The organism is Nostoc sp. GT001, assembly GCF_030382115.1.
In the GTDB taxonomy this organism is placed as follows: Bacteria; Cyanobacteriota; Cyanobacteriia; order Cyanobacteriales; family Nostocaceae; genus Nostoc.
In genome coordinates this window covers 231,736-258,372 of the sequence record NZ_JAUDRJ010000001.1, presented here as the reverse complement: position 1 = coordinate 258,372, position 26,637 = coordinate 231,736, and the positions used below count along the sequence as shown (strand labels likewise).

The 26,637-nt window shown below is 41.0% G+C and carries 17 protein-coding genes and 4 pseudogenes; 8 read left to right on the top strand and 13 right to left on the bottom strand.

Translation table 11 applies throughout. The features are described 5' to 3' along the window. Positions 1–34: 34 nt before the first annotated feature. The 3 genes and pseudogenes from QUD05_RS34275 to QUD05_RS01205 form a co-directional block, all read left to right on the top strand. Positions 35–4,663 (top strand): annotated as a pseudogene (locus tag QUD05_RS34275) (amino acid adenylation domain-containing protein); the annotation flags it as partial. A gap of 186 nt (positions 4,664–4,849) precedes the next feature. Then, positions 4,850–7,591 (top strand): thioester reductase domain-containing protein, encoded by a 2,742-nt coding sequence (locus QUD05_RS34270; RefSeq protein WP_502911372.1) that lies wholly within the window; start codon positions 4,850–4,852, stop codon positions 7,589–7,591. Positions 7,592–7,889: 298 nt separating this feature from the next. Then, on the top strand, positions 7,890–10,124 hold the full coding sequence (locus QUD05_RS01205) for a sensor histidine kinase (RefSeq protein WP_289794321.1): 2,235 nt from the start codon (positions 7,890–7,892) through the stop codon (positions 10,122–10,124). Between the two features lie 138 nt (positions 10,125–10,262). Here QUD05_RS01205 and QUD05_RS01200 read toward each other — a convergent pair. Further along, positions 10,263–10,433, bottom strand: a pseudogene (locus QUD05_RS01200) (transposase); the annotation flags it as partial. On the opposite strand from QUD05_RS01200, the gene QUD05_RS01195 reads away from it, so the two are divergent. Continuing rightward, positions 10,432–10,647, top strand: a complete 216-nt coding sequence (locus QUD05_RS01195) for a hypothetical protein (protein ID WP_289794563.1) — start codon at positions 10,432–10,434, stop codon at positions 10,645–10,647. The pseudogene QUD05_RS01200 and the gene QUD05_RS01195 sit on opposite strands and share 2 nt — an antisense overlap. A gap of 11 nt (positions 10,648–10,658) precedes the next feature. Here the strand turns inward: QUD05_RS01195 and QUD05_RS01190 are convergent, their stop codons facing one another. The 3 genes and pseudogenes from QUD05_RS01190 to QUD05_RS01180 all read right to left on the bottom strand — a co-directional run bounded on the left by QUD05_RS01190 (position 10,659) and on the right by QUD05_RS01180 (position 16,725). After that, entirely contained in the window at positions 10,659–12,554 is a 1,896-nt protein-coding gene (locus tag QUD05_RS01190; RefSeq protein WP_289794320.1) for an ATP-binding protein, read from the bottom strand. A 418-nt stretch (positions 12,555–12,972) separates the two neighbouring features. After that, positions 12,973–14,236, bottom strand: a pseudogene (locus QUD05_RS01185) (hybrid sensor histidine kinase/response regulator). Positions 14,237–14,292: 56 nt separating this feature from the next. Next, positions 14,293–16,725, bottom strand: coding sequence for an MASE1 domain-containing protein (locus tag QUD05_RS01180; protein ID WP_289794319.1), 2,433 nt, complete (start codon positions 16,723–16,725; stop codon positions 14,293–14,295). A 542-nt stretch (positions 16,726–17,267) separates the two neighbouring features. On the opposite strand from QUD05_RS01180, the gene QUD05_RS01175 reads away from it, so the two are divergent. Then, on the top strand, positions 17,268–17,459 hold the full coding sequence (locus QUD05_RS01175) for a hypothetical protein (protein WP_354666100.1): 192 nt from the start codon (positions 17,268–17,270) through the stop codon (positions 17,457–17,459). A 79-nt stretch (positions 17,460–17,538) separates the two neighbouring features. After that, positions 17,539–18,774 carry an AIPR family protein gene (locus QUD05_RS01170; protein ID WP_289794318.1) on the top strand — a complete coding sequence of 412 codons (1,236 nt, stop codon included), beginning with the start codon at positions 17,539–17,541 and terminating at the stop codon, positions 18,772–18,774. 28 nt (positions 18,775–18,802) lie between these two features. Here QUD05_RS01170 and QUD05_RS01165 read toward each other — a convergent pair. From QUD05_RS01165 to QUD05_RS01120, 9 genes and pseudogenes are all read right to left on the bottom strand, one after another. Then, positions 18,803–19,951: pseudogene (locus QUD05_RS01165) on the bottom strand (FAD-dependent oxidoreductase); the annotation flags it as partial. Between the two features lie 616 nt (positions 19,952–20,567). Continuing rightward, a complete protein-coding gene (locus tag QUD05_RS01155) occupies positions 20,568–20,915 on the bottom strand; it encodes a hypothetical protein (protein ID WP_289794317.1) in 348 nt (115 codons plus the stop codon). 464 nt (positions 20,916–21,379) lie between these two features. After that, positions 21,380–21,598, bottom strand: coding sequence for a hypothetical protein (locus QUD05_RS01150; RefSeq protein ID WP_289794316.1), 219 nt, complete (start codon positions 21,596–21,598; stop codon positions 21,380–21,382). A gap of 100 nt (positions 21,599–21,698) precedes the next feature. Then, positions 21,699–21,983, bottom strand: coding sequence for a hypothetical protein (locus tag QUD05_RS01145; RefSeq protein WP_289794315.1), 285 nt, complete (start codon positions 21,981–21,983; stop codon positions 21,699–21,701). 309 nt (positions 21,984–22,292) lie between these two features. Beyond that, on the bottom strand, positions 22,293–23,834 hold the full coding sequence (locus QUD05_RS01140) for a hypothetical protein (protein ID WP_289794314.1): 1,542 nt from the start codon (positions 23,832–23,834) through the stop codon (positions 22,293–22,295). Positions 23,835–23,838: 4 nt separating this feature from the next. Further along, entirely contained in the window at positions 23,839–24,129 is a 291-nt protein-coding gene (locus tag QUD05_RS01135; RefSeq protein ID WP_289794313.1) for a hypothetical protein, read from the bottom strand. A 3-nt stretch (positions 24,130–24,132) separates the two neighbouring features. After that, entirely contained in the window at positions 24,133–24,573 is a 441-nt protein-coding gene (locus QUD05_RS01130; RefSeq protein ID WP_289794312.1) for a hypothetical protein, read from the bottom strand. Positions 24,574–24,692: 119 nt separating this feature from the next. Beyond that, entirely contained in the window at positions 24,693–25,049 is a 357-nt protein-coding gene (locus QUD05_RS01125; RefSeq protein ID WP_289794311.1) for a hypothetical protein, read from the bottom strand. 65 nt (positions 25,050–25,114) lie between these two features. Beyond that, entirely contained in the window at positions 25,115–25,624 is a 510-nt protein-coding gene (locus tag QUD05_RS01120) for a hypothetical protein (RefSeq protein ID WP_289794310.1), read from the bottom strand. A gap of 122 nt (positions 25,625–25,746) precedes the next feature. On the opposite strand from QUD05_RS01120, the gene QUD05_RS01115 reads away from it, so the two are divergent. Next, entirely contained in the window at positions 25,747–26,067 is a 321-nt protein-coding gene (locus QUD05_RS01115) for a hypothetical protein (RefSeq protein ID WP_289794309.1), read from the top strand. Between the two features lie 11 nt (positions 26,068–26,078). After that, on the top strand, positions 26,079–26,528 hold the full coding sequence (locus tag QUD05_RS01110; protein WP_289794308.1) for a hypothetical protein: 450 nt from the start codon (positions 26,079–26,081) through the stop codon (positions 26,526–26,528). Positions 26,529–26,637: the final 109 nt, after the last annotated feature.

The following is a 26,637-nucleotide window of genomic DNA, read 5'->3' as shown; positions in this document are numbered from 1 at the left end:
TTGTAACCCTTATCAAACGTTATTAATTCATCATTTATTTGAAGCTCAAGTACTGTGTTCATCGACTAGTCTTGCAATAGAATTTGAAGGTAAGCGTCTTTCTTATCAAGAGCTAAATCAGCGTGCTAACCGACTTGCTCATTATTTGCAAGTATTAGGAGTGCAACCTGATACTATCGTTGGATTGTGTTTAGAACGTTCTTTAGAATTAGTTATTGCTGTACTAGCTATCTTAAAAGCAGGTGGTGCTTATCTTCCTCTTGATCCAAGCTATCCAGCAGAACGTCTCAGTTTCATGCTCGAAAATGCCCAAGCTTCTATATTATTGACTCAAAGCCATCTGTGCAAAGATTTGTCAATACAAACTACACATCGCTTTTGCTTAGATAGCGATGAGCAAGCAATTGCCCAAAATCCTACAACTGCCCCCCAAAGCGAAGTTACTCCCGACAACTTAGCATACGTAATCTACACCTCTGGTTCAACTGGTAAACCCAAAGGTGTGGCAATGCCTCACCATCCCCTTGTCAACTTAATTACTTGGCAGTGGCAAAATTCAACAATCGGTCTTAATGCCAAAACACTCCAATATACTCCGATTAGTTTTGATGTCTCCTTCCAAGAAATCTTTGCTACCCTCACCACAGGCGGTACACTGGTTCTAATTTCCGAACAAACGCGCCGTGACCCCACAAGCTTGCTACGCTTTCTTAACCAAGCAGAGATTAAGAGGCTGTTTCTGCCGTTTGTGGCACTGCAACAGTTAGCAGAAGTGGCACAGATGGAAAGCATCATTCCTGCTAGTTTGCGTGAGGTGATTACTGCTGGGGAACAATTACGTATCACAACAGCGATCGCACATTTATTTAGTCAGTTACCTCAATGTAGTTTATACAACCACTATGGTCCGTCTGAAACTCATGTAGTCACAGCCTTTGCCTTGACTGGTTCATCGCAAGATTGGCCGGCATTGCCACCCATTGGGCAACCAATTGCTAATAGTCAAATATATCTGTTAGATTCAGACCTCCAGCCTGTACCTGTTGGGGTTGCTGGGGAGTTATATGTTGGTGGTGTTAGTCTAGCAAAAGGATATTTCAATTCTCCTGAATTGACAGCACAAAGATTTGTTGTCAGTCCTTTTAATGATTGCGATCGCTTGTATAAAACAGGTGATTTAGCCAGATATCTAGCTGATGGCAATATTGAGTATTTAGGACGCATAGATCAGCAACTCAAGATTCGCGGCTACCGTATTGAGCCAGGAGAAATTGAAAATGTACTTGAGCAGCATTCTCCAGTACGGCAGGCAGTAGTAGTTCCTCGAAATGATATACCTGGTGAACAGCGTTTAGTTGCATATATAGTAGTTGCAGATGCGCCTGCTACTTCGGTGAGTGAACTGCGGCAATTTTTGCGATCGCAACTACCAGAGTATATGGTGCCGAGTACGATCGTGTTACTAGACAAACTGCCATTAACTCCTAGTGGTAAAGTTGACCGCCAAGCTCTGCCAGTGCCAAGCTATGGAAATAACGAGGAGAATTTTGTTGCGCCGGAAACTCCTACAGAAATAGCGTTAGCAAATATTTGGAGTGAAATTCTTGGCTTAACGCAAGTGGGAATTTATGACCATTTTTTGGATTTAGGCGGACATTCACTGCTGGCTACGCAAGTAATTTCCCGTATCCGCAATGCTTTGCAAATTGAGTTACCTTTACATTGTCTATTTGAATCAGCCACAATAGCTGAACTTGCAAAGCTGATAGAAACAGATAGACAACAAATACAAACTATAACGCTTCCCCCAATCCAACCAGTAGAACGCGACGCTAACTTACCCTTAGCATCCGTACAGGAACCATTGTGGTTTTTGGATCAGTTAGTACCGAACAATCCCTTCTATAATGTACCAGAAGCCTTTCACTTAAGTGGTTTGGTCAATGTTGGAGCTTTAGAACAAAGTTTCCAAAAAATAATCAACCGTCATGAAATCTTACGTACTACCTTTAAAGCTGTGGATGGGCAACCTATACAGGTGATTCATCCATCTCCAATATTTAAACTACCTGTCATAGATTCACCTACAGACCAAAGCCAAATCTGGGAATTAATTATCCAAGAGGCTAGACGTTCCTTTGATTTATCTAAGGATCTCATGCTGCGTGCTGCACTCTTTAAATTGAGTGAAACCGAGCATTTTCTTTTGATCAACTTGCATCATATCGTCTGTGATGGTTGGTCAATCAACTTATTGTTGCAAGAACTGGCGACCCTCTACACTGCCTTTGCATCAAAACAAACTTCTCCCCTGTCAGATTTAAAAATTCAGTATGCTGATTTTGCTGTGTGGCAACGACAGTGGTTGCAAGGTGAGATCCGAGAACGTCAACTTGCCTATTGGCAAAAGCAGTTAAATGGTCTACCACCAATCTTGCCATTCCCAACAGACTTTCCTCCACCACCAGTGTCAACCTATCAAGGGGCGCGTCACTTCCTGAGTTTATCCCAATCTTTAAGCACAGAACTTAAGGAATTGAGCCGTCGAGAAGGGGTTACTTTCTTTATGATACTGCTGGCCGCCTTCCAAACATTACTTTTTCATTACACTGGACAAGACGATTTTGCTATTGGAACACTCGTTGCCAATCGTCATCGCCCTGAACTAGAAAAGATGTTGGGATTTTTTGCCAACACCCTCGTACTCCGAGCAGACTTGTCAGGTTTGCCTAGTTTTCGGCAGTTTTTACAACGAGTCCGAGAGATGACTTTAGGAGCTTATGCTCATCAGTACTTACCATTTGAGGAACTGGTGCAGGCATTACAACCCGATCGCGATCTCAATCAAAATCCACTTGTTCAAGTTGTATTTAACTTGCAAAATACACCAACATCTACTTGGGAAGTGCCGGGTTTGTCGTTAACTCACCTGCCCCTTGATAATAAAACTGTCAAATTTGATTTATTTTTGGAATTGGCTGAAGCACCGATTGGGCTAGTAGGTTACTTCGAGTATAGTACCGACTTGTTTGCAGCTAGTACGATCGCTCGTATGACTGAACATTTCCAAAAACTACTGGAAGACATCGTTGCCAATCCAGATGAGAAAGTCGATAGATACTCCTTGCTCACAAAAACCGAGCAGCAACAACTGCATACATGGAATCAAACTCAAAAAGATTTCCCTCAAGAATGTATTCACCAATTGTTTGAAGCACAAGTAGCAAGGATACCGAATGCGATCGCCATTGAATTTGCCGGACAGCAATTAACTTACCGAGAATTAAATCAGCAAGCAAATCAAGTAGCAAATTATTTGCAAACCCTTGGTGTAAAACCGGATGTTATTGTGGGTATTTGCATTGAGCGATCGCTTCAGATGATGATTGGGCTTTTAGGAATTATGAAAGCAGGCGGAGTTTATGTGCCATTAGACCCCGCTTATCCGCAAGAACGTTTAGCATTCATGCTCAACGATTCACAAGCACCAGTGCTGTTGACGCAGCAAAGTTTGAGCGATAAGCTGACTAAACATCATGCACAGGTAGTTTGCATAGACTCTGATTGGCATATCATTGGCAAGCAAAGCCAGCAGAATCCAAATAGTGGAGTAAAACCTGAAAACTTAGTCTATACAATTTACACATCAGGTTCCACAGGTAAGCCTAAAGGAGTGCAAATTAAACATTGTTCACTAGTCAATATTGTATCTTTCATCGCTCAGGAACCAGGACTGAGCGAGCAAGATATCCTCTTGGCTGTGACTACCATCTCTTTCGATATTGCAACCATCGAGCTTTACTTACCGCTCATTGTCGGTGCGCGTATTGCCATAGCTAGCCGCGAAGTTGCCTCTGATGCTTCACAACTAGCTGAGTATATTGAGCGATCGGGTGCAACTTTTATGCAAGCCACCCCAGCGACTTGGCGAATGCTCTTAGCAGTAGGTTGGCAAGGTAATCCACATCTGAGAATTCTTTGTGGTGGGGAAGCTTTGTCGAGAGCACTAGCAGATGAACTGCTCAATAAGTGTTCCTCTGTTTGGAATGTCTACGGGCCAACAGAGACTACCGTATGGTCTACAATTTACAAATTAGAATCAGGAAATAATTCGGTACCTATTGGTAGTGCCATTGCCAATACGCAAATTTACTTATGTAAATCTCATAAAAATCACCAGAAGTCTTTGCAACTTGTACCTGTTGGTGTAGCAGGGGAATTATATATTGGTGGTGTGGGTTTAGCTCAAGGATACCTGAACCGACCAGAATTGAACCAAGAGAGATTTATTCATAACCCCTTCCGAAGAAGCAGGGGAGCAGGGGAGCAGGGGAGCAGAGGGGAGATATTCTCCTCTGCCCCTTTGCACCTCTGCACGCCAGTTGCTTCTCCTGTCGGAGACGCTACGCGAACAAGTGGGCAGAGCCGCCCAACGCACTCGCTCCCCTCTGCCTCTTCTGACCGCCTGTATAAAACTGGTGATTTAGCACGCTATCTTCCAGATGGTAACATTGAATACTTAGGTAGAATTGATCACCAAGTTAAAATTCGTGGTTTTCGGATTGAATTAGGAGATATTGAAACTGCACTCAACCAACATCCTACTGTGAGGGAAACAGTAGTTGTTGCCAATGATGAGCGATTGGTTGCCTACCTTGTTCCTAAACCAGAAAAATCAGCAGAGGATGCCTCGACTACATCCCAAATTGAACAACTACAACAGTGGCAGACAATTTGGAATGAATCATATAACCAGTCTGCAATAGAGCAAAATTCCAAGTTCGATCCAAAATTCAATATTACAAGCTGGAATAGCAGCTACACAGGATTAGCGATCGCATCTCAAGAGATGCAAGAGTGGGTAGATCGAACAGTTGAGCGAATTTTATCTTTACAACCGCAGCGTGTCTTAGAAATTGGTTGTGGAATGGGGTTGTTGCTGTTTAGAATTGCTCCCCACTGCTCCTATTACTTGGGGATGGATCTCTCAGAAACAGCCATTTGTTACCTAGAGCAGCAATTAAAACAGCAAAATTTATCCCAGGTAAAACTTGCCACTAAAGCCGCAGATGCACTTGATGAATTAGAGGCTGAAAGTTTTGACGCGATCGTGATTAACTCTGTAATTCAGTATTTTCCTAGTATTGACTACTTGGTGAGTGTTTTAGAAAAAGCAGTAAAGTTAGTTAAACAGGGGGGATACATCTTCATTGGAGATGTACGCAGCTTGCCGTTGCTAGAAACTTTTCATACATCCGTGCAGTTATATCAAGCTGCCGACACTTTGCCCATAGAGGAACTACGACAGCGCATTCAAGAACGTATAGCTCAGGATGGAGAATTAGTTATCGAGCCAGCCTTTTTTAATGCCGTCAAACAACATCTATCTCAGATTAGTCATGTGCAGATTCAACTCAAGCGTGGTGATTATCACAATGAAATGACTTGCTTTCGTTACGATGTCATCCTTCATATCGGCACTAAGGAGAATAGGACTGTAGAGCCTACCTGGGTAGATTGGCAGCCAGATTTAACGTTATCTACAATCCATAAACTTCTAGAAGAAACAGAACCAGAATATCTGGGTTTAGCTGGTATTCAGAATCCGCGAGTTCTAGCAGATGTTGAAGCTACTAAATTGTTGGCTAACTCCAATGATTTTCAAACAGTCGGTGAACTGCGGGCAAAATTACAGGAAAACACACAGCAAGTAGGAATTGATCCTGAAGCACTGTGGAATTTGGGCAATTGCTTACCTTACACTATCCACACCAACTGGTCAGTTTCAAATGTACAAGACTGCTATGACGTAGTATTTCAGCGAAATTGTAGTGCGCCCACAACAGATGACAAGAGCATAATTTATTTCTTCTGTAACAAAACCGCTCCCATCAAACCTTGGAGTGCCTTTGCTAATAATCCTCTTAAAAGTAAACAAGCAGACAATTCAGTAAATCTGATATCGCAACTGCGTGCTTTTCTGAAAGAAAAACTACCTGATTATATGATTCCTGCTGTCTTTGTCGTCATGGACTCCCTACCACTGACACCAAATGGTAAGGTTGATCGCCGTGCGTTACCGGCACCAAACCGACTTAGACCTGAACTACAGAAAAGTTTTGTCGCACCTCGTAACGAAGTTGAACAGCAATTAGCTCAGATCGCAACTCAAATTTTGGGACTCCAACAAGTTGGAATTTATGACAACTTCTTTGAGTTAGGGGGACACTCTCTACTATTAGCTCGAATGCTTTTCCAGATACAAAAAACATTGCAGATAGAGTTGTCCCTGCAAAATATTTTCATAGCTCCTAGTATTGCAGAATTAGCTAAAATCATTGCAGCAATCAAAGCTGGAGATTATGCCGCATCAAGCATTCATCCTGCCCTCGATCTGGAAGCTGATGCTATTTTAGATCCAACAATTAATTCTCAAACTGCATCGCTTGATTTCGCTTTTAAAGCAACCAACGTTTTATTAACTGGTGCAACAGGCTTTTTGGGTGCTTTCTTTCTTCATGAATTACTTGAGCAAACCCAGGCAAAGGTTTATTGCTTGGTCAGGGCTAGTGATCTTGAAGAAGGTAACGATCGCATCAAGAGCATCCTAGAAGGATACAAGCTTTGGGAGCAAAATAGAAGCTCCAGAATTATTCCCGTAATTGGCGATATATCTCTACCACTGCTGGGGTTGTCGCCTGAACAATTTCAAAATTTGGCAGAAACTATCGATATTATTTACCACAACGGTGCATCCGTTAACTTTGTTTATCCATACTCGGCGCTAAAACCAGCAAACGTTTTAGGTACACAAGAAATTCTGAGATTGGCAAGTCAAACCAAGATTAAACCCGTTCATTTCGTTTCTACTATTGGCGTTTTTTCACCAATTGCCTATCCTGAAACAGCAATTATTTTAGAACAGTCTGCCGATCGCCCGCATGGTCTCTATGGTTACACCCAAAGCAAATGGGTTGCAGAAAAATTAGTTACACTTGCTCATGAGCGAGGAATTCCCACAGCTATCTATCGTCCCACTTGGATAGAAGGACATAGCCAAACAGGAATTTGTAACCGTCCCGGCTTTTTACGCAGCCTGATTAAAGGTTGCATTCAACTGGGGTTAGCACCTGATTGGAATATGTCGGTAGATATTGTTCCCGTTGATTATATTAGCCAGGCGATCATCCAATTATCAAGACAAAAATCACTTAATCAGAGAATATTTCATATCTCTAATCCTCAATCTATTTCATGGAATCAGCTTGTGAATTGGATGCAGAATTTTGGTTATTCAATTGAACAAATTTCTTTTCAAGATTGGCTTTCTAAAGTCATTTTTTTGCTCCCAAATATGTCAGAAAATGCTTTATATCCCTTCTTTTCTTTCTTATTTGAAAAGCTTCAAGAGCATCAACAGTCAATTCCTGAAATTTATTTTCAACCAAAATCTCTGCAATTTGATAGCTCTAATACATTCACGGGCTTAGTAAGTAGTAATATTACTTGCCCACCCGTGGATGATAAACTACTGAATACTTACTTTTCATACTTTATTCACTCTGGTTTTTTGCAGCCTCCTCTCCAATAGGGTGCTGATAAATTATTGAGGCAGGAGCAGAGAAATTGGTTAATCATCAATTTCTCTGCTCCTGCTTCTCTTTACTATTCAAGAACTGCTTGCCTCAAAAGGTAACTTTGTTAACCCAACCGTATTATCTCCTTTATGAGATGAGGCATTTTATTTTAGGTGCCTAAAAGTAGAGTGAATTTATGTTCGATCTGGATATTTTTAGGGAATTATCTTAACTAAGGCAACAATTTATACTGCTTTTAATAAGTTTTAATCAGTATCAACAGCCTTTTAAATGTACTCTAGTTTCCACCTTATGAAAACCTGTTTATCATCTAGCAAATTCTGGGCATTGCCATTGCAGCTTGTTCTCATTGTTCCCTTCGTGGTGCAAGTGTTTGGTGCAGTGGGTTTGGTGGGATACTTGTCGTTTAAAAATGGTGAGAAGGTAGTTGAGGATCTGTCAAAGCAGTTGATGAAGCGAACAAGTAGTGAGGTAAATCATCACTTAGATGCTTACTTGTCAATTCCGCATAAAGTGATCCAGACCAATGCTAACGCAATTCGCATGGGATTACTGAATGTGCGGGATCGCAAAACTGTTGGCAAATTCTTCTGGTACCAAATGCAAGCCTATGATTTGACCTACATCAGCTTTAATCTACCAACTGGGGAAGGAGGTGGAGCTAGTCGCTATGATGGGAAAACGGTTACTATCGACGAAAACACCACCAAAACAGCTAGCTTGCCGAAAAATTCCAAAACTTATTTGACAGACAACGACGGTAATCGTACTCAACTGTTGTCTACCGCTACCTGGGATACCCTCAATGAACCTAATTACACAGAACCCGCCAAAGCTGGGAAACCCATCTGGACGCGGATCTACACCTACTACGATCCTGCTTACCCTCCCTATATTGCAGCATCGGCAGGTAGCCCAGTTTATGATGCCAGTAAAAAGCTGATTGCCGTGGTGGGGGTTGATATTCATCTATTGAAACTGAGCGAATTTTTGCGGACATTAGATATCAGTCGCTCTGGGCAAGTATTTATTGTAGAGCGTGATGGGATGTTAGTTGCTAATTCTTGTGCAGAGCAACCTTTTACTGTCAACAAAAACGAAATTAAACGTCTTAAAGCAATAGATAGTCCTAATCCAGTTGTGCAGGGAATTGCTCGACAGCTTCAGCAAAGAATTCCTAATCTTCGGACAATCACTAGTACCCAAGAACTGCAAGTTAATTTTCAAGGAGAAGATTATTCTGTGCATATTGCGCCTTGGCGCGACTCTTATGGCTTGGACTGGCTAGTTATGACCAGCATCCCGCACAGTGCCTTTATGTCCCAAATCAATGCTAATACCCAGATTACTGTTTTACTTTGTTTTGGGGCGCTGATATTGGCAACCATAAGTGGTATTTTTACCGGACGCTGGATTTCACATCCTGTCCTGCGTCTGAAGCAGGCAAGCCAGGCAATGGCATCTGGCGACTTAGACCAGAGAGTTATAGATGGCAACATTCAAGAACTTAACGTCCTTGCCCATTCGTTTAACCACATGGCAGGGCAACTGCGCCAATCCTTTATTGCTTTAGAAAATAGTAATGCCGAACTAGAAGCGCGAGTCGAAGAACGAACTGTTGAACTCAAAACAGCCATGAGTGAATTGCAGCGTACCCAAGCACAAGTAGTTCAAAGTGAAAAAATGTCTAGTCTGGGCCAATTAGTAGCAGGTATTGCCCATGAAATCAATAACCCAGTCAACTTTATTCACGGCAATATTACTCACTTGGATGAATATACTCAAAACTTGTTGCAGATAATCTATTTTTGCCAAGAACGCTATTCTAGCCATGACCCAGAAATTCAAGCATTAGCCCAGGAAATTGATCTGGAATTCCTCAAAGATGATTTACAGAAGATGCTGTCTTCAATGAAAATCGGGACTGAGAGGATTCGTAATATTGTGCTGTCTCTGCGGAATTTTTCGCGTATGGATGAAGCGGAATTTAAGACAGTTGATATTCATGAAGGTATCGAAAGTACGCTATTAATTCTGCAATACCGCCTCAAAAATAAATCCGACCATCTATCAATTGAAATTATTAAAGAGTACGGTAAACTGCCTTTAGTAGAATGTTATGCGTGTCAACTTAACCAGGTGTTGATGAACATCCTCACTAATGCGATCGATGCTTTAGAAAATTTGTCTGTTATTAATCAGCCAAACAACCCACAAATCGTTATACGCACTCTTGTACTCAACTCAGATTGGGTTGCGATTGAGATTGCCGACAATGGGACTGGAATGTCGCAAGAAGTTCAACAGCGTCTATTTGACCCCTTTTTTACGACTAAACCAGTAGGTAAGGGAACTGGTTTAGGAATGTCAATTAGCTATCAAATTATTACACAAAAACATCAGGGACATTTAGAATGTATTTCATCTCCAGGAGCAGGAGCTAAATTTATAATCGAGATTCCCATTCAACAAATTAAATCTGTACAAGCAAAGATACCAGAAGCTCACAATATCCCAGTTACATAAATAGTGTCTTTTTAGTGGCAAAACACTACTGCAAAAAATAAAAACGCCGCTTTGTCAGCTTATTTGACTGATTTGGAGTGCAAGCAGTTGCTATTCCGACATAAGAAACTGTGGCTCTCCTAGACTAAATATGTTAAATTAACAACAAAAATGCCAGTTTAGTAAAATCCTTCTCCGAAAATTATTAAAGTTAGTTAAGCCATAAGCCCTTCTTTTAATGAGCTTAATTTTCTGATTAATTCCCTCAACAATACCTTGAGTAGTTCGGTGATCAAAATAAGCGAGAATCTCATCTATCCATCTACTAATGGCAAAGGCAGCAGGTATTGCGACACCAATTGTTTTCCTGATTTTAGTAGCTGTATTAGCCTTATTTCCAGAATTTACAGTTGTATTATCTGCACCAGTGGTTATTGCAGGTTTCAATGCCTTATTTGGCATGAGTATTGCGATGCCGATAGTACAATCGCTACTCCGTCATGCTCAAGGTGGTGGTTTTAGCAGCAATGAAGGTCTTGATTAATTAGCAAACCACTACTGTTTTAAAGGGATGATAATGACAAATGTTGTACCCTGATATGGAGATGAAATACATTCAAGGGTTCCATAATGATTTTTAGTCACAATTTGATAACTAATTGACATACCCATTCCTGTACCTTTACCAATTGGTTTTGTAGTAAAGAAGGGGTCAAAAATACGTTGTTTTATTTTTTCCGGTATACCCAGACCATTGTCGGAAATTTTAATCGCAATCTGATTGTGATTAATTATTTCTGTGCGAATCTGAATCACGCTAGGAAATTGTCTGATTTGCTGTTGAGTGTGTTGCTCATCTCGTTCTTCTAAGGCATCAATAGCATTAGTTAAAATATTCATGAACACTTGATTGAGTTGACCTGCATAACACTCAATTAGAGGTAAATTTCCATATTCCTTAACAATTTCAATTCCTAGACAATTAGGTTTTGTTTTGAGGCGATTTTCTAAAATTAATAATGTACTATCGATTCCTTCATGAATATCAACTGCTTTATATTCAGCTTCATCTAGACGAGAAAAATTTCGTAGAGAAAGGACGATTTGCCGAATACGCTCTGCTCCTATTTTCATGGAAGATAGAAGCTTCAGTAAATCTGCAATCAAAAAATCTAGGTCGATAGCTGCAATCTGTGATTGAATAACAGGAACAGGATAAGGATAGTATTCTTGATATAAGTTAATCAAATTCAGTAAGTCTTGAATGTAATCATGAGCAGGTGCAATATTGCCATAGATGAAGTTAACTGGATTATTGATTTCGTGAGCAACACCTGCTACTAGTTGTCCCAAAGAAGACATTTTTTCACTTTGGAGCATTTGGGTTTGAGTGCGTTGTAATTCAAAGAGCGCTAACTCTAGTTGTTGAGTTTGTTGTCTGAGCTGCATTTCTGATTGTCGCAGTGCTTCTTCGGCAATTTTGCGATTGTCTGATTCAATTACCAGTCGCACGAAGTCAGTAATTGAACCAATAAAACTTTCTTCTTCTAGTGTCCACTGACGCTGAGTTGCCAGATGTTCACAACAAACTACACCAATTACCTGCCCTTTAGACCAAATCCTGGCATCAAGCATTGAGGTAATTCCCAGTGGGGTCGTATAAGTTGCAGAAAACTCCCAAGTACGAGGATCATTATGAACATCAGAAACTGCAATTACTTGTTCTTCCTTTAAAGCTTGAAAATACCTGGGGAAGTCGCAGAAAGATAATTCTAAACCATGACTGTGGCAATTATTCTCACGTTCATATAAGTCAATACATTGAATCCCTAGACCTTTTTCTGTGTATAACCAAATACTTACACGTTCGACATCAAGACCTAAACTAGCCACTTCCGTTACATATTGGATGGCAACTTGAAAATCATCGTGTTGTAGTTTTTCACTTTGCACAAGTTGCTGTAAAGCAATGCTATGTCTGCGAAAGCGTTTCTCTGTTTCTTGGCGTTCATGAATTTCCTGTTCCAACTTATTTACTGCCTGACACAGTAAAGCGGTTTCAGTTGTATTTTTTGAACCAATAAACCGAATTGAACCCACTAAAAATGAATTACCAACTTCATCAGAAAATAAGCTTTTTTTCGTAGAAATTATCTGAGTTTCACCTTGGTAATCTGTAATTAATTGTTCATGTTCATCATTCAAGCCTGTGATGAATATTTGTTCATCTCTCTCCCACAAAACATCGGCTTCTGTTTTGCAGAAGAAATCATAATCGGATTTACCAATTAGTTCTGCACGTTCATATCCCATGAACTGGCACAAGGCATCATTGACAAACATCCAACTGTGTTGTCTGTCTTTGACAAATATTGGATCTGTAATGCTGTTAAAAATACTCCACAGAAAAGTCTGAGAAGATTGTTGCGGAACAATGTCGAAAAATACCATCTTGCTTAATCCTGCAAGGTACTGACTTTCTTCTGAGCTACTCATCCCAAATCAGGGATGAGTAGCTCAGAAGATTGCCTAAGTTCTTCCTTAGTATGCCCAAAATGCCATTTAACTACACGTCTGCCCCGCCAAAATTGATTGCTGGGTTTGGACTGGGTAAGGACTAAGGTTTTTGTGATTCGGTTGGTTGTTCATGAGCTTCCCCCGATAAATTCTGAGTGCAATCTTCAGCAGCTATTGGGCTAAAGTGCGATGTCTACGACGGGCTGCGCCTACGCTTGAGATTGAATTACTGATTTTCTTCAACTGAGTGATAATTTTATTTCCAGCAATCATCACCGTAAAAGACTTTCTGTTGTCCGTTGGGTAAAAATATCGCGCACCATCCGTTTCTAAGACGCCATCTATGTAAGTCTTACAAAGGCAACATAATTGCAAATTCAGTTCCTTGATTGAGTATGGAATTAACCTCCATTGCTCCACCATGCTTTTCTACTACAATTTGATAAGCGATCGCCAACCCCAGTCCAGTACCTTTACCAACTGTTTTGGTTGTGAATAGATAATTAAAAATTTGTTGTCTCACCTCCTCTGTCATGCCAATGCCATTATCGGCAATCCGAATCGTTATATATCCAGGGGTGGACATCTCTGTAAAGATGTTGATTGCTAGGGAATCATTCACTCGCTTGCCCTGCTGCCAAACATCTTCTAAAGCATCTACAGCATTAGCTATTAGATTCATGAACACTTGATTGAGTTGTCCTGGATAGCACTCGACCTTTGCTAAGGAAGCGTATTTTCTGACGACTTTAATTTCAGGTCGCTGTCCCAACCCTTTAAAACGATGTCGCAGGATTAATAATGTATCGTCAAGTCCCTCATGAACATCAAACTTAACCTTTACAGATGTGTCAATCCGGGCAAAGTTTCGCAGCGACACGGATATTTCTTTAATTCGTTCTGTGCTAACCTGCATGGAATTGAGGAGCTTGGGCAAATCTTCTAAAAGAAAGTCTAAATCTGTTTGAGCGATCGCATTCTGAATGACAGGCGGTAGTTGGGAATAATTTTCATGACATAATTGCAGGACATGAGTGAGATCAGCAATATACTCTTGAGCAGGATGAATATTGCTAACAATGCAGTCTGATGGGATTATTCATTTCATGTGCTACACCTGCTACCAATTGACCAAGCATTGAAAGCTTTTCTTGTTGCACCAGTTGTATTTGTGCCTTTTGTAACGCTGTCGTTCGCTCTGTAACCATTTGTTCAAGATTATCGGTCAATTGCTTCAGTTGCAAATGTATTCGCACTCTGGCAATCACTTCCTCTTGTTCAAAGGGTTTGGGAATGTAATCAACAGCTCCTAACGAGAACCCTTTCACCATATTTCCAGTATCAGCCAACGCTGTCATAAAAATAATTGGGATGTTTTGCGTTAATGGATCAGCTTTAAGTTTTTGGCAAGTCTCAAACCCATCTATTCCCGGCATTTGCACATCTAACAAAATTAGAGCAGGTGGTTTATGCTGCACCATTTCGATCGCACTTTCTCCATCTTCGGCGACTCTAACCGCAAAACCTGCACTTTTTAGCGCTTGTGATAGTACTGACAAATTAGTTGGATTATCATCAACAATTAAAACAAAATCAGAGTTTTTCATGGTTATCAAATGTTTTTTATAAAATGAATTAACAAGACCAAAATCTTATTAAGGATTATTTACAGTTATTTGGACTGGCCTATCAATTGATTTAATGCCTCTCGCAATTTCCTGATTTGGAAATTCTCCGCAAGTTGGATTACTTGTTGAGCAAAATCAAAATAAACAGGATGATTACTCTTTAAGTTATTGGCTTCATGTAATATTTCATCAATATTGCCATCTTTTGCTAACTCATACAAGTTAGTCAAAATCTCAATTGAAGGTAAAGATAGATTCTGAGAATCTGACTGAATATGAGTTTGATTGCACTTTGAAAAAACTTCCGATTCTGGTGCATAAATCCATACCAAATTTAATTTTGATCGCAGTAATTCCAGCAAAGTTTCAGCTACAACAGGTTTAGATAAGAAAGCATCCGCCCCAACATCTAAACTACGATTTTGATCGCTGTCAAACACACTTGCAGAAGAAGCAATTATTGCTACGTTTTTTAACTGAGCAGATTGCTTGATGTACCGAATCAGCTCAAAGCCATTCATTACAGGCATAACTAAATCAGTAAGGATCAAGTCAGGTTGAGATGTAACAGCCCGATCAATCCCCTCTTGTCCATTACTAGCTTCTATTAACTCAAATCCAATTGGTTCTAATAAATTAAGGATTACCGAACGGTTTTCCCACTTGTCATCTACTACTAAAATGCTGCGTTTTTTGCCTTGATAGCCTGTAATAGCTCCTTGTTGTATTACTCTGGAACTTGCAGCCCATTGTTTTGCTTCTGGTAACTCTACTTCAAACCAGAAAATACTACCTTGACCAATTTGACTTTCAACTTCCAAAGTACTACCCATGAGGTAAACAATTTTTTGACTAATAGCTAATCCCAAACCTGTTCCTTCAGATTGTCGTTTGATGTCTCCTGCTTGCTCAAAGGGAAGGAAGATTTTCTGCAATTGCATCGATGTCATCCCAACCCCTGTATCTTCTACTTGAAAACGAATTTTATAATTAGTTATTTGTTGTGTTTCTTGGCTACTGACCCTGGACGAATGATTAATAACGTTTACTTTTAAAGTCACCCCTCCTTTATCTGTAAACTTGACTGCGTTACCCAAAAGATTAATCAGAACTTGCCGCAGTCTTTTCTCATCGGCGTGGATACCAACTGGGAGTTGAGAGTCGGGCTGATAGGTGAATAAAATAACTTTTTGATCGGCTTTAATCCGACAGATTTCGACTACTCCTTCCAGAAACGAAGGAAAATGGAAATCGATGGGATGCAACTCCATTTTGCGGGCTTCGATTTTAGACAAATCCAAAACGTCATTAATTAAAGTTAATAGATGAAAGCCGCATTGATGGATAATTTCAATTCCTTTGTATCCTTTTTCCGACAAGGTTTCAGTCCGTTGGAGAATTTGAGTATAACCGAGGATGCCATTTAGTGGAGTTCGTAATTCGTGGCTCATGTTGGCGAGAAATTCACTTTTGGCTTGATTGGCAACTTCGGCAACAGTTTTTGCTTCGTTGAGTTGGGCTGTTCGTTCTTCAACTCGTCGCTCTAGTTCATCATTGGTTTGCCGCAGTATAATTGCTGATCTTTGGTTTTCACTAGTTACCGCAGAGATCACAAAGGTAGTGATAGCAATTACACAAATGAATGATTGCAACAAGATCAGCGATTCATTAGGTGAGAGTTGTTTGGCAAACGAACCAAAGCCTTTAACAGTACCAAAAACCGCGATCGCTGACACAATAAGTACAGCTAGAGTTGATATCCGCGCTTCAAATCGAAATGCCGTCCAAATTAACGGCGGAATGATCATGTATTCAATCGGGTATCCCCCCGAAAAAGCGACCCGAACAATCACCATCATTGACAATAAGACGAATGCAAGTTCGATAATTTGTCGCCGATGGAAGCTTCTCGGCGATGGAGATTTTTGCAACCATGCCAGCACTAAAGGTGTAACAATTAAAATACCTGTGCTGTCTGATGTCAGCCAAGTTCGACAAATGTTACTAAATATTGACCAAGGTGCAATACCACTAATACAAAGCGTTAGTGCAGCCAAGATGGAACTGATTAGGGGACTGGGTATAGTCAGAAGCATAAATTTAAAAACATCTTGCGATCGCTCTAAGAAATGGCGACGCTTGATAAACTTATGAATTAAAAAAGTTGCTACGAAAGGAGTAATTAAGTTGATAGCCGGAATGATAGTACTAATTAAAAGATTGTTCTTAAAAAAGAAAATATAACTAACAATAAAATCACTCAAAAATATGATAGGCCAGACCCGATAGCCTACCAATAACATTCCTGCTAAAAACACACCGAATGAAGGCCAAAACGCTGATGCACCACCGACAAATGTCATGGATAAACCTATGTATCCAAGTCCGAGGTGAACAATAGGAATGGTCAGTGCTGCTATTATAAATGAACGATCCAGCTTGGGTAGGAATTGCTGCTTTATCGTAGTTTGCTGCATTTCTTGTCTCCGTGCAGATAGCTGAAGGTCAGTAACCCTCAATAAAGGTTGTCCAGTTTATAATTCCCAAAAGTAGTTGTGACTTTTATCATCAAGAATAGATATGACATAGCTGTCATACTAATTCACTAAAAGTGTGATACAAATAGCGGGACTTAAACAAAACACTGTAGCATCTAAGACGCGGCAGGAATTAATTCCAGTAAAGTCGGGGTGTTATTGTTGTGCCCCGCTTGCGGGTAGGTTGCTTTTATAGGCTATATTTCACCGTGGGAACTCCCCATTAGCGCCAGTGTCATCCCACAACGGATGTCTGATTGCGCCCTGTTCCCAGCTTCATCCTCCAGAAACCGAGTCTGGTCAATGTGGGTAGACAGGGAGTCACACCTGAGTCTGGTGGGCGGGGTTTTCACCCGCATTCCTCCAAGAGTTCAACCGCTCTGTAGCAGAGTTGGTTGGTGTAGTTATTTACGGACTGAATACTGTGATTAACTTCACAACGAATCGCACAGATACTCCCGCTAACTGAAAAGCAGTTAGCGGTGAGAGTTGTCACGTATCAAGACTTGCATTATTGCTATGGGTTGAAAACAGCAGTAAACGCTATGTTTTGGTGGGATACCCCAGTTGAGCGACGCGCACGACAAGATTATTTGGAGTTAAGCTTAATTTTGAAATGGCAGTCGCCGTTTAATAAAGAAAACTGGCAGCGTTGGGGTCAACCATTTGGTTAACAGGAACAGCGATGGCATAATTCGACAACAATTAGAGATACATTAGTCTTGACCTATTAATTTCATTGCTAGATCAAGTATGCCCAAGACTTGGAATATAAAGATAGATAACTATTTTCAAGCCAACCCCAATTGCATCATCGCCACCGCCCATGTAGACTCATTCCCTATAGACCTGCCGCTAGAACCCAACATCAGGGAACCAAACCGCAAAAGCGCGACTTACAGACAAGTCTTCGACTCACTGACAACCGAACCCGATAAATTCTTCTCTCGCCACAGTGGAATCGTTCTGTCAGCCAATAAAGTTAAGCCTATCAAGAACAAAACTGAACTGGAGCTAGAAGTCTTAGAAGCTAACGAGGGGGGCAGCGATGGCATTATCAACGGTGGCCATACAGTATTAGGGTTTGAGCAAGCGAAAAATTATAACTACAATTTAAGTCAAGCCAGAGTAAAAGTTACCATCCACATTGGACTGACTGAAGAATCAGCCAAAGATATAGCCCTGGCCTCCAACACCACAACGCCAGTAGATTCTCGCTCCAAAGTCAACGCCAGGGGTGATTACAAATTCATCAAGCAGTATTTAGCCCAGTTAGAACAGAAAGAAGATAGGAAATTCCGCATCGCTTATTATCAAAACCAAAGCGGCGCTCCCAGAAATGCCCAGTGTAATGTCACCCACTTGCTGAAGCTCCTTTACTGCCTTGACAGAAATAAATACAACCCCGACGGCAATAAACGAACCAAGCACCCAGTAGGGATGAGTCTTCCAAGTAACATCACAGACGCAGAAAGGGAAAGATTAACCGCCTTGCTGCCTCTCTTGACTCATGCTCTGTGGATAGAGCAAAGACTCTACGAAATAATCCAAGACTATATCAGCAACCCCAGAAGAAAGGGTGCTAACGACCTAGCATCAATTGATATACGTAAAACTACATTGTTGCCGGACAGTAAGTACTCTTTTGGGTTTGGTGCGCCAACTGACTTGGCACTACCAATAATCGCATCATATCGGGTATTTTTGGACAAGGACTATAAATGGATTCTGCCGTTTAACGAATTCGCCGAAGATTTTCTGCAACATCTGTGGAATAACTATTTCCGCAAATACTTGGTGTCGGAGAAAACAGCAGGGAATACAGTCGGTACAAAAATCAGTCGGAACCAGGAGATTTGGGAAAGTCTTTACATATCAGCGCAAAGTTATCTAAATCAGCACTTGGTTAAAATGGTTAACTCTAGTAAGGAAGAAGAACCGAAGGCGACACAAGGTAGAAAAGGGGGTGTGCAAGCAGCTAAGAAATGATAAAACCCTTAATAGGCAATAGTTAAAGCTAAAATTTCTTTAAATCTTTCACTGTCGAGGCGTGTAAAACTTCCCCCTTGCAACTGAAACGTGAACCATGACAGGGACAGTCCCAACTTTTCTCAGCACTGTTCCAAGCAACAACACAACCCAAGTGAGAACATACCGCAGAAACAGCGTGTATTTCTCCTGTTTGATCTCGGTAAGCGGCAACTTTATCACCATCGACAGTGACTAGCTTTCCTTCACCGATAGCCACATCTTGCAGAGATTTATTCAATCCCTTGAGGCGATCGCCTACCCAATGAGCGCCAACCTCCAAGTTTTGCTTTATACCTTGTGGAGTGAGAAAAGGAGTTGCGCGGGTTGAATCGTACAAATCAGCCGTAGGATTTTCAATGCCTAAAATCTGGTCAGAAAGTATCATTCCAGACAAGGTTCCTTGAGTCATGCCCCACAGACTAAACCCAGTTGCCACAAAGGTATGCTTGCTTAGAGGAGTTAATTTGCCTACGTATGGTATCTTGTCAAAAGAGACAAAATCCTGAGTAGACCAACGATAGTCAATGGAATCGATATCAAAGCGAGAACGGGCATAATTTTCTAAATCTAGATATTTTTCTTCAGTATTCTCCACTATTCCCACTTGATGACCGCCGCCACCAACAAGTAGCAATAAGCCATTCTTGTCAGGAGTAGTCCGAATAGAGTAGTATTTTTCTCCTGAACCGATGTACATTCCCACAGGTGCTTTCTGCTCTGCAATCCGCGCACCAATGATGTAAGAACGTTTGGGGTAAGTTTTAGCAAAGAATAATCCTTCATCGGTAATGGGAATATTAGTTGCAACGATGACATCCTGTGCCTGAATAATTCCTTTGTCAGTAGTAACTTGACAACGATTATCTTCAGCGACTTTCAGTACTCTTGTATTTTCAAATACGTAACTTCCATTACCAGGAATCTGCTTGATCAGGTGTAAAAGGTATTTGCGAGAGTGAAATTGTGCTTGGTTGTCAAACTTAACAGCACCAACAATAGGAAAGGGCAAGGAAGTTTCACGAACAAATGTGGCGGGTAGTCCGATTTTTAGTGCTGCTTCTACCTCTTTTTCAATGTCCTTGAGATGAGCTTCGGTTTCTGCGAAAGTATAGGCACTTTGGCGACTAAAATCACATGACTAATGCCCAATGCCAAATACCCAATGACCAATGACCAATGACCGATGACCGCGGTTATTGGTTGAATACTACCCACTGGCCGGAGAGAGTTATCTGTTCCCCGAGTCGCAGTGATGGAAACATAAGCGAAGACTCAGCCGCTAGGATTTTGAGAGGGGCTTGCTCTCCAAGCTGGGGTAATTGGCGTATCTACCTATAGCTTTAGGCGTACTGCCTTAGCCCAGATGAGTAACGCTCGCATCCCACTGCGAGTAATTCAGGAAATCTCTCTTCATCGGAATTTGGAGTAGTTGCAAAAATATTTTGAAGTGTCGGATGAGCAGGTTTTGAGGGTGGCGGCAAGTTTGGCTATGTTATCGCCTGTGGCTAGAAATGGTGTAGAGACAGTTATTGATGAAAAAAGTTAGAAATGGATACTAATAGTCCCCTAAACAGGGACTTGAGGCATTTTGCAACTCGTTTGAGGGGTACAAGCGCAGGTAGGTAATGGCTCTGGAAATCACTCACTATAACCGATTTCAGCACTATGGAGAAATTTCTGCTTACTCGCTTGTCAAGACTGAAAAGTATGAAAAGCAATGTTTAGACCAGTCAAAGTGGTTGAGACTAGCACTAAGCTTTACTTATTCCTTCTATTAGTAAGGTTTTTAATTCTTCTAATTGCTCCTCTGATGTTTCAATTTCTAATTTCATAACACTACTATTTCCAGTTCTACCAAATAATTCAATTCTAAATATTCTTTTATATGGTTCAGCTATAGTAAATCCAACGAAAGAACGGTAAGAAGTAAACGAAAACACTTTTGGCGTTCCTACAGGAAGTTCTTGACCAGACGAAATATATTCAACAGTACGAGGTTCGGGAATTGTATTAGCATCAGGAATAATTTCTATTCCATATTCTGTAAAAACGTAAGTTCTTCTATCATTGATTACTATTGGTCTAAATTCTAATGCCATATATTAACTGTAAAAATAATATTTAATTATAAATGCTAGTAATAACGCTCACTTGAAAAAATCTTAACTATCTATTATGTCAAGCAATCTGGCAAAATTTGCTAAAACTCGCCAATCACTCATACTATTTTGGCGACTCTCGATACTTGGCGAGATTTATGAATAAGCAAGAAGCAGGGGTAAATATAGCGTAGTTGGCACTAGGGTCAAAACAGTACAAATTTACCTAAAACTGAGGTCCGTAGTATGCCAATTACAGGCATGAAGCCCTTGTTCTTCCGTTACAACCTTGCCTAACAAGAAGCAAACAAGGCTTGGATGATTTATCAAAAAGCAATAGTTAAAAATATTACGCAGAAATACTTTCAGCCTATATTGCCCCTAGTTTCAGCTACGATATATCTACCTCAAATTGAGGGTTATCACCCAATTATACTGAGAATAGGTCAATCTTGGATAGTAAACTAGCTCTTCCCCAATCCGGGAAAAAATTTGCTCCAAACACTTTGTCCTTTAGAGGTTGAATCTCCTTGCATAACATCAAACGATCCTTGCTGCTGGGCAAGAATCTCCTGCATATTAAAAGCATGAACCGCCTGGGCTAACTCTGGATTTTCTGCCAAAAGTTCATCTTCCAAGTCTAACTCTTGTTGCAACATCTGGGCATTTCGATGCAAGAACATCTGATGATTGTGCCGCCGTCTAATCTCCTCTTCAGTCAGGTGTAACTGTTCTGAAAAACTTAAATCATCGTATTAGTTATACATCTTCGTGAACTCCAATTCAACTAAAGTATTCGGCTGAAAGTTCCATCAAGTATTTCAGAGCCAAGCAATCACCGTAATTTGTATATGTTTGAGCGATCGCCTGGAGTATGAACGGTATATTATCCGGTGTAACGTTTTGAAACTGAATAGCTAGATTAAATGCTGAGTTCTCATCTTCTGGCTCCAGGCGCGGCGCATCAGCCCACACTATTAAACCTCGTTTATCAAGTTCTGCTAAAGAAATATCGTTTACAGCATCAACAATTGAATTAGGTGCATATTTTAGCAAGAGCTTAATCATAGATAATCCCTCCATAAAGTAGCTGATATCCCAGCCTCAATCTCGTAATAAATTCGTCAGTATTGCGATTCCCCCAAACAGGATTACTACGGCTTTTTATCCAGTTGATTGGACTATGACAAATCTCATTATGACAACGGTAGCACGTAGGAAATGTAGATTGACCAATGATGTCGTTGCCGTAGTAAGCGTGATGGATCTCTTCACTTTTCTTAGTCAGGCAGACTACACAATAATTGTGAGTTTTTCTGTGTGCGATCGCTACTTGTTTTTTATACTCTTTAGGATTACCATATCGAGCATTCCAGTTTAATCGTCTGTGTAGCCGAGATTTTCCAGTAATAGAGTTACCCCCTTTTCGTTTAACTCTTGCCCCGTTAATTCGTACCACTTTTGTTTGATTTCCTGAAAATGTGGTCTTCTCCCTAATTCTGTTGCCCATTTTCTAATTTCTTCGTACCAGTCAACCTGCTGCTGTGAGGATTGTTGATTATTTTTAGAACTATCAACAGTGTCACTATTCGGTTTGGAATCCTGTTTTTGTTCCAGACCTTTAATATCAAATTCCGGGATTAGAGCAACAAAAGGATTAGATCGAGTGGGAATTACTAGGGCATATCGAACTCCGGCTTTATCCAACATTTCGCAAGCCTGTCGCAAGATTTCAAGAATTTCTTTTTTGACATTCAGAAAATCCTGGGGATGGTCAAGGATATAACTTGATGTTTGCCCCATCGCAATAAAGCAAACATTTTTCAAGGACGGGCGGCTAAATCCGGTTTCCCCAGAGAGTGGGGACTGGCCCATAAATAAACCATGACCCTTTAACCCAGCAGTGAATTTGATGATATAGTTCCAAAAACCTTGCAAGTCTTTGGCAGTATCAGCATCAACCATTCCCGGAAGTCCCTTGCCACCACCAAATACAGAGTCCACCTCATCTTGAGCAAGAAATAATTCGGGAACACCCTGACATTCACCACCAACTTTTGCAACCCTAGCTTTTTGTTGGTCAATCATGTTAGTGGCGAAAGTAATCCAATCTCTTAAGGCTTTCATGCCGTCAAACTTACGGCTGAACTTGCACAGCCATCTGGTGACATCATCTTTTGGATCGCTGCCAATGACAATTGCCGGACTTTGAGATTTTGCAGCAATTTTATTAATAATCACTCCAGCCAGAGTTGACTTGCCGGATTGTGTGCCACCAGAAAGGTAAAAATGGTGATTGCTGCGAAGAGTCATATTTTGATTAGATGCAGCATCACATAGTTCATCAATCCAAGCACCATCAATTCTGATGTACTCAGGATAATTAGCAGCGATCGCTTGCAGAATTTTCATCGCACCCGGATTAATCACGGACTGCACCGACTCTTCACCGATGTCAGCAATATCTGGATTAGGAATACCAATCGGTGAAGGTGATTGTTGTGCTGGTGGTTGGGGAAGAGTAACCAACCCCTGCAACTGATATTCAGCAATCCACCGGGGGCGCTCTTGCACTGGTAGCCGATTCACGTAATCAGCAACTCTGCGTTTAGCTGCGATCGCAGTGGTGACATAATCATAAACAGCCTCACCTTGTAAATGCTGTTTAAGTGCTTTGAGGTCAGCTTCTAGCAAAGACTGGTAAACTTTTTCCTTACTTTCGCTGATTTGGGCGGATACCCCAAATAAGCCAGCACTCACTGTTCCCGCACCAAGTAGCATCCCGGTTGTTATTCTGTCAGTGTTTAAGAAAAAAGGAGCAGACAGGCATAATACTGCACTCGCTCCTAAAGAACATAAAATACTCCGTTCTGCATGAATAACGCTACTGGCAGTTAGACGTTGTAATTCAAATGGCATAAACTTATCTCACCCCCAAAGCAACACCAGCTGCAACTAAAGTCAAGAAGATAAACAGAAATATGACTCCAGGCATTAATCCAATAATGAAAGTTTTGCGGTTAAAGCCGAATCCTTTAATGACTAAACCGCCAAAGTTGAATAACCCCAGAACTATGCAGCAGATGGAGATTATGCCAATAAACCAAAGAATGTATCGACTAACGGGGCTGGCAACGGATAAATAACCCATAAACATAGAAAAGCCAACCCCAGACACTGCATATCCTACATGAGAGAGCTTAATACTTTGCATAACCTAAAATCTGAATGAATCTCCCACTTCATCAAATGCTTTCTCGTATCCTCCAAGTTGACGCTGTTGCTCCTGCGAACCAAAGGCATGACGGATCACTGCCTCCCCATGTAATCCCCTGGTTCGCTGCAAATCTTCCTCAACCTTCATGGCTTCTTGGGAATATGCCAATTGGTTTTTATACATCTCTGCCAAGGATTGCAACTGCTTGAGCCTGTGCCGAGAAAATTTAGTGTGCAACCACTTCTGTGCTTTCAAATTGCCAGCTACTTCTGCCTCATCCAAAACCTGTTGTGCTGTAGTGTAAGCTGGCAATGTGTAGCGATCGCGGATTGATGAAGGTAAATTACCCTCAATTTGTGTTGCATCCCCAACTCTTAAATCCGTTGATACTACTCCATCACCTTTACTACCAAACAAACCAGGAAGCCATTTACCTAACATTGCTTTCTCCCCTTTAACTACTAATTAAAGAATCCAGAAGTCAGTAGTCAGAAGCCAGAATAAAGAATTGTAGTACTGAATAAACAGGCTATAAAGCATTAAATTTTCGCTTTTCAAATCTACCTATTCAGTTCTCCTGAATTCTGACTCCTGACTCCTGACTCCTGTGTATAAGTTTGCTGAACTTGTTGAACTTGTGACCCGATGTACCGGGTTATGCCATATATCCCCATGAACGAAAACATCAATACTGTTATTGCTGCGATCGCAGTTTGAGCCATCATTCCCCGTTGCATCAATTCCTCAATCTGTCTATTGGAATGCGATCGCACTCTCGACTCATCAATAATTTGCTGGACTACCAGGAATTCTTCTGTTGTCAGGTTTTCTAGTGTCAGCCCTGACAGATTCAATTCCCCGTCCTTCTTCAGGTGAATATTTAATGCTTTGCGATGGGTTTGGTCTTGTTGCTCCATATATTGCCACGCCCAAAACGAGGGTTAATAGCAGCAGATTTAGTACTGCTGCTAATCCAATCAATTTATTCGGTCGCATTTGTTGGGCTAATGCCGAAAATACCCGCAACGAGTTCGTCACCGATTGCACGAAAGGAATCTACGTCAGCTTCCTCCTCCATCGCTTTAGAGACAAACTTACTCACCACGTCCTTGGGGGCATTGCGGATCGTTGATAACAACTGGTCAGCTTTGTCGGTTGTGTAAGCATCAATCCCGACGTTGAGAACATCCTCCAAAGATTGAATTTCTTGGTTTGAAACCTGGGATGCGTGAGCGATCGCTCCTTGCAGTGGAGGAATGGATTTACGGCGGGGTGAGTTCTTACCTAATTTACCGTTGCTATTCTTGGACTTGCCATTGGTAGCCAGTTTCCCGGACGTTTGCCTAAGCTCAAGAATCTGAGTAGCGATCGCTTGGGCTTGTTGATCGGTCAATTGGTCGATGTCAGCGTTAACTTGGGCGCAGAGGTCAGCGATTTCTGACTCAGTGGCTTCTATATTGTAGGGTTGAAGGAATTGTTGAACTTTTTCCATAAAATGCTTCCATTTATGCAAGTAATAGTGTTATTTTAGCATCCATTTATTTGGTATAGCATTAAAATTAGGAAATAGGACGCTAAAAAGTATAATTATGGAATCTAATTGGCATCATAAATATGGCAGATAAACGCGATCGAAGATTTTCCGTTAACCTTCCCTTAGTTAAAGAGATACGCCTGATTCTATGGGGACACACCAGAGGAGTAAGCAAAACTCGTATGGCAGAAGCAATTTTGATTGATCGGGTTTCCAGCGATGGAAATTGGCGAGAAGTTTGTCAGGACTTAAAACAAGAAGCTGCGATTAATCACTCAACAGTTGGTGAGTTAATTGCAGGCATACTCAAAAACAATGGCTTGAAAGACGTGTTGGATATTGAAACGGTTGACTGGGAAACATTTTTAGTAGACGAATCAGCAGTACCTACCGAGGAGTAAACTAAAAAGCTATGGAAAAATATCCTTTAGACTGGCTAAAAACCTCATGTGAGCAAGTCTATTGCCATCCCATAGCAGAACGTACTTGGCGCAAATGGTTAAGATTGTGCCAAGTTCCACAGTACGCTAGGGAAGTGGTAAAGGAACAAGCTATGTGGTTATTGACTTTGACTTACATGAAGAAGTTAGAGCCAAATAAAAAATTCACCCTGTTTCAAATTAAGTTTAAACTCTCAGGAAATCCATTTGCCGAATTGCATCTAGCTGAAGCAATTTATAACGCTTGTTACACCAACGCAGTTGGAAAGGACTTACCAGAAATCATTCTTAGAGTCACAGGTAAACAGGTAACAGTACGAACACTTTACCGTTGGGCACGAAAACAGCAAGTTACTTTCAAAGCTTCTAAACGTTTAAGTCGCCCAGAAGTAGAGCAATGGATACGATGGGCTGTGGCTTAATAATGGGAAAGGGGGAAAGGGAAATGGGGAATGGGGAATGGGGAATGGGGAATGGGGAATGGGGAATGGGGAATGGGGAATGGGGAATGGGGAATGGGGAATGGGGAAT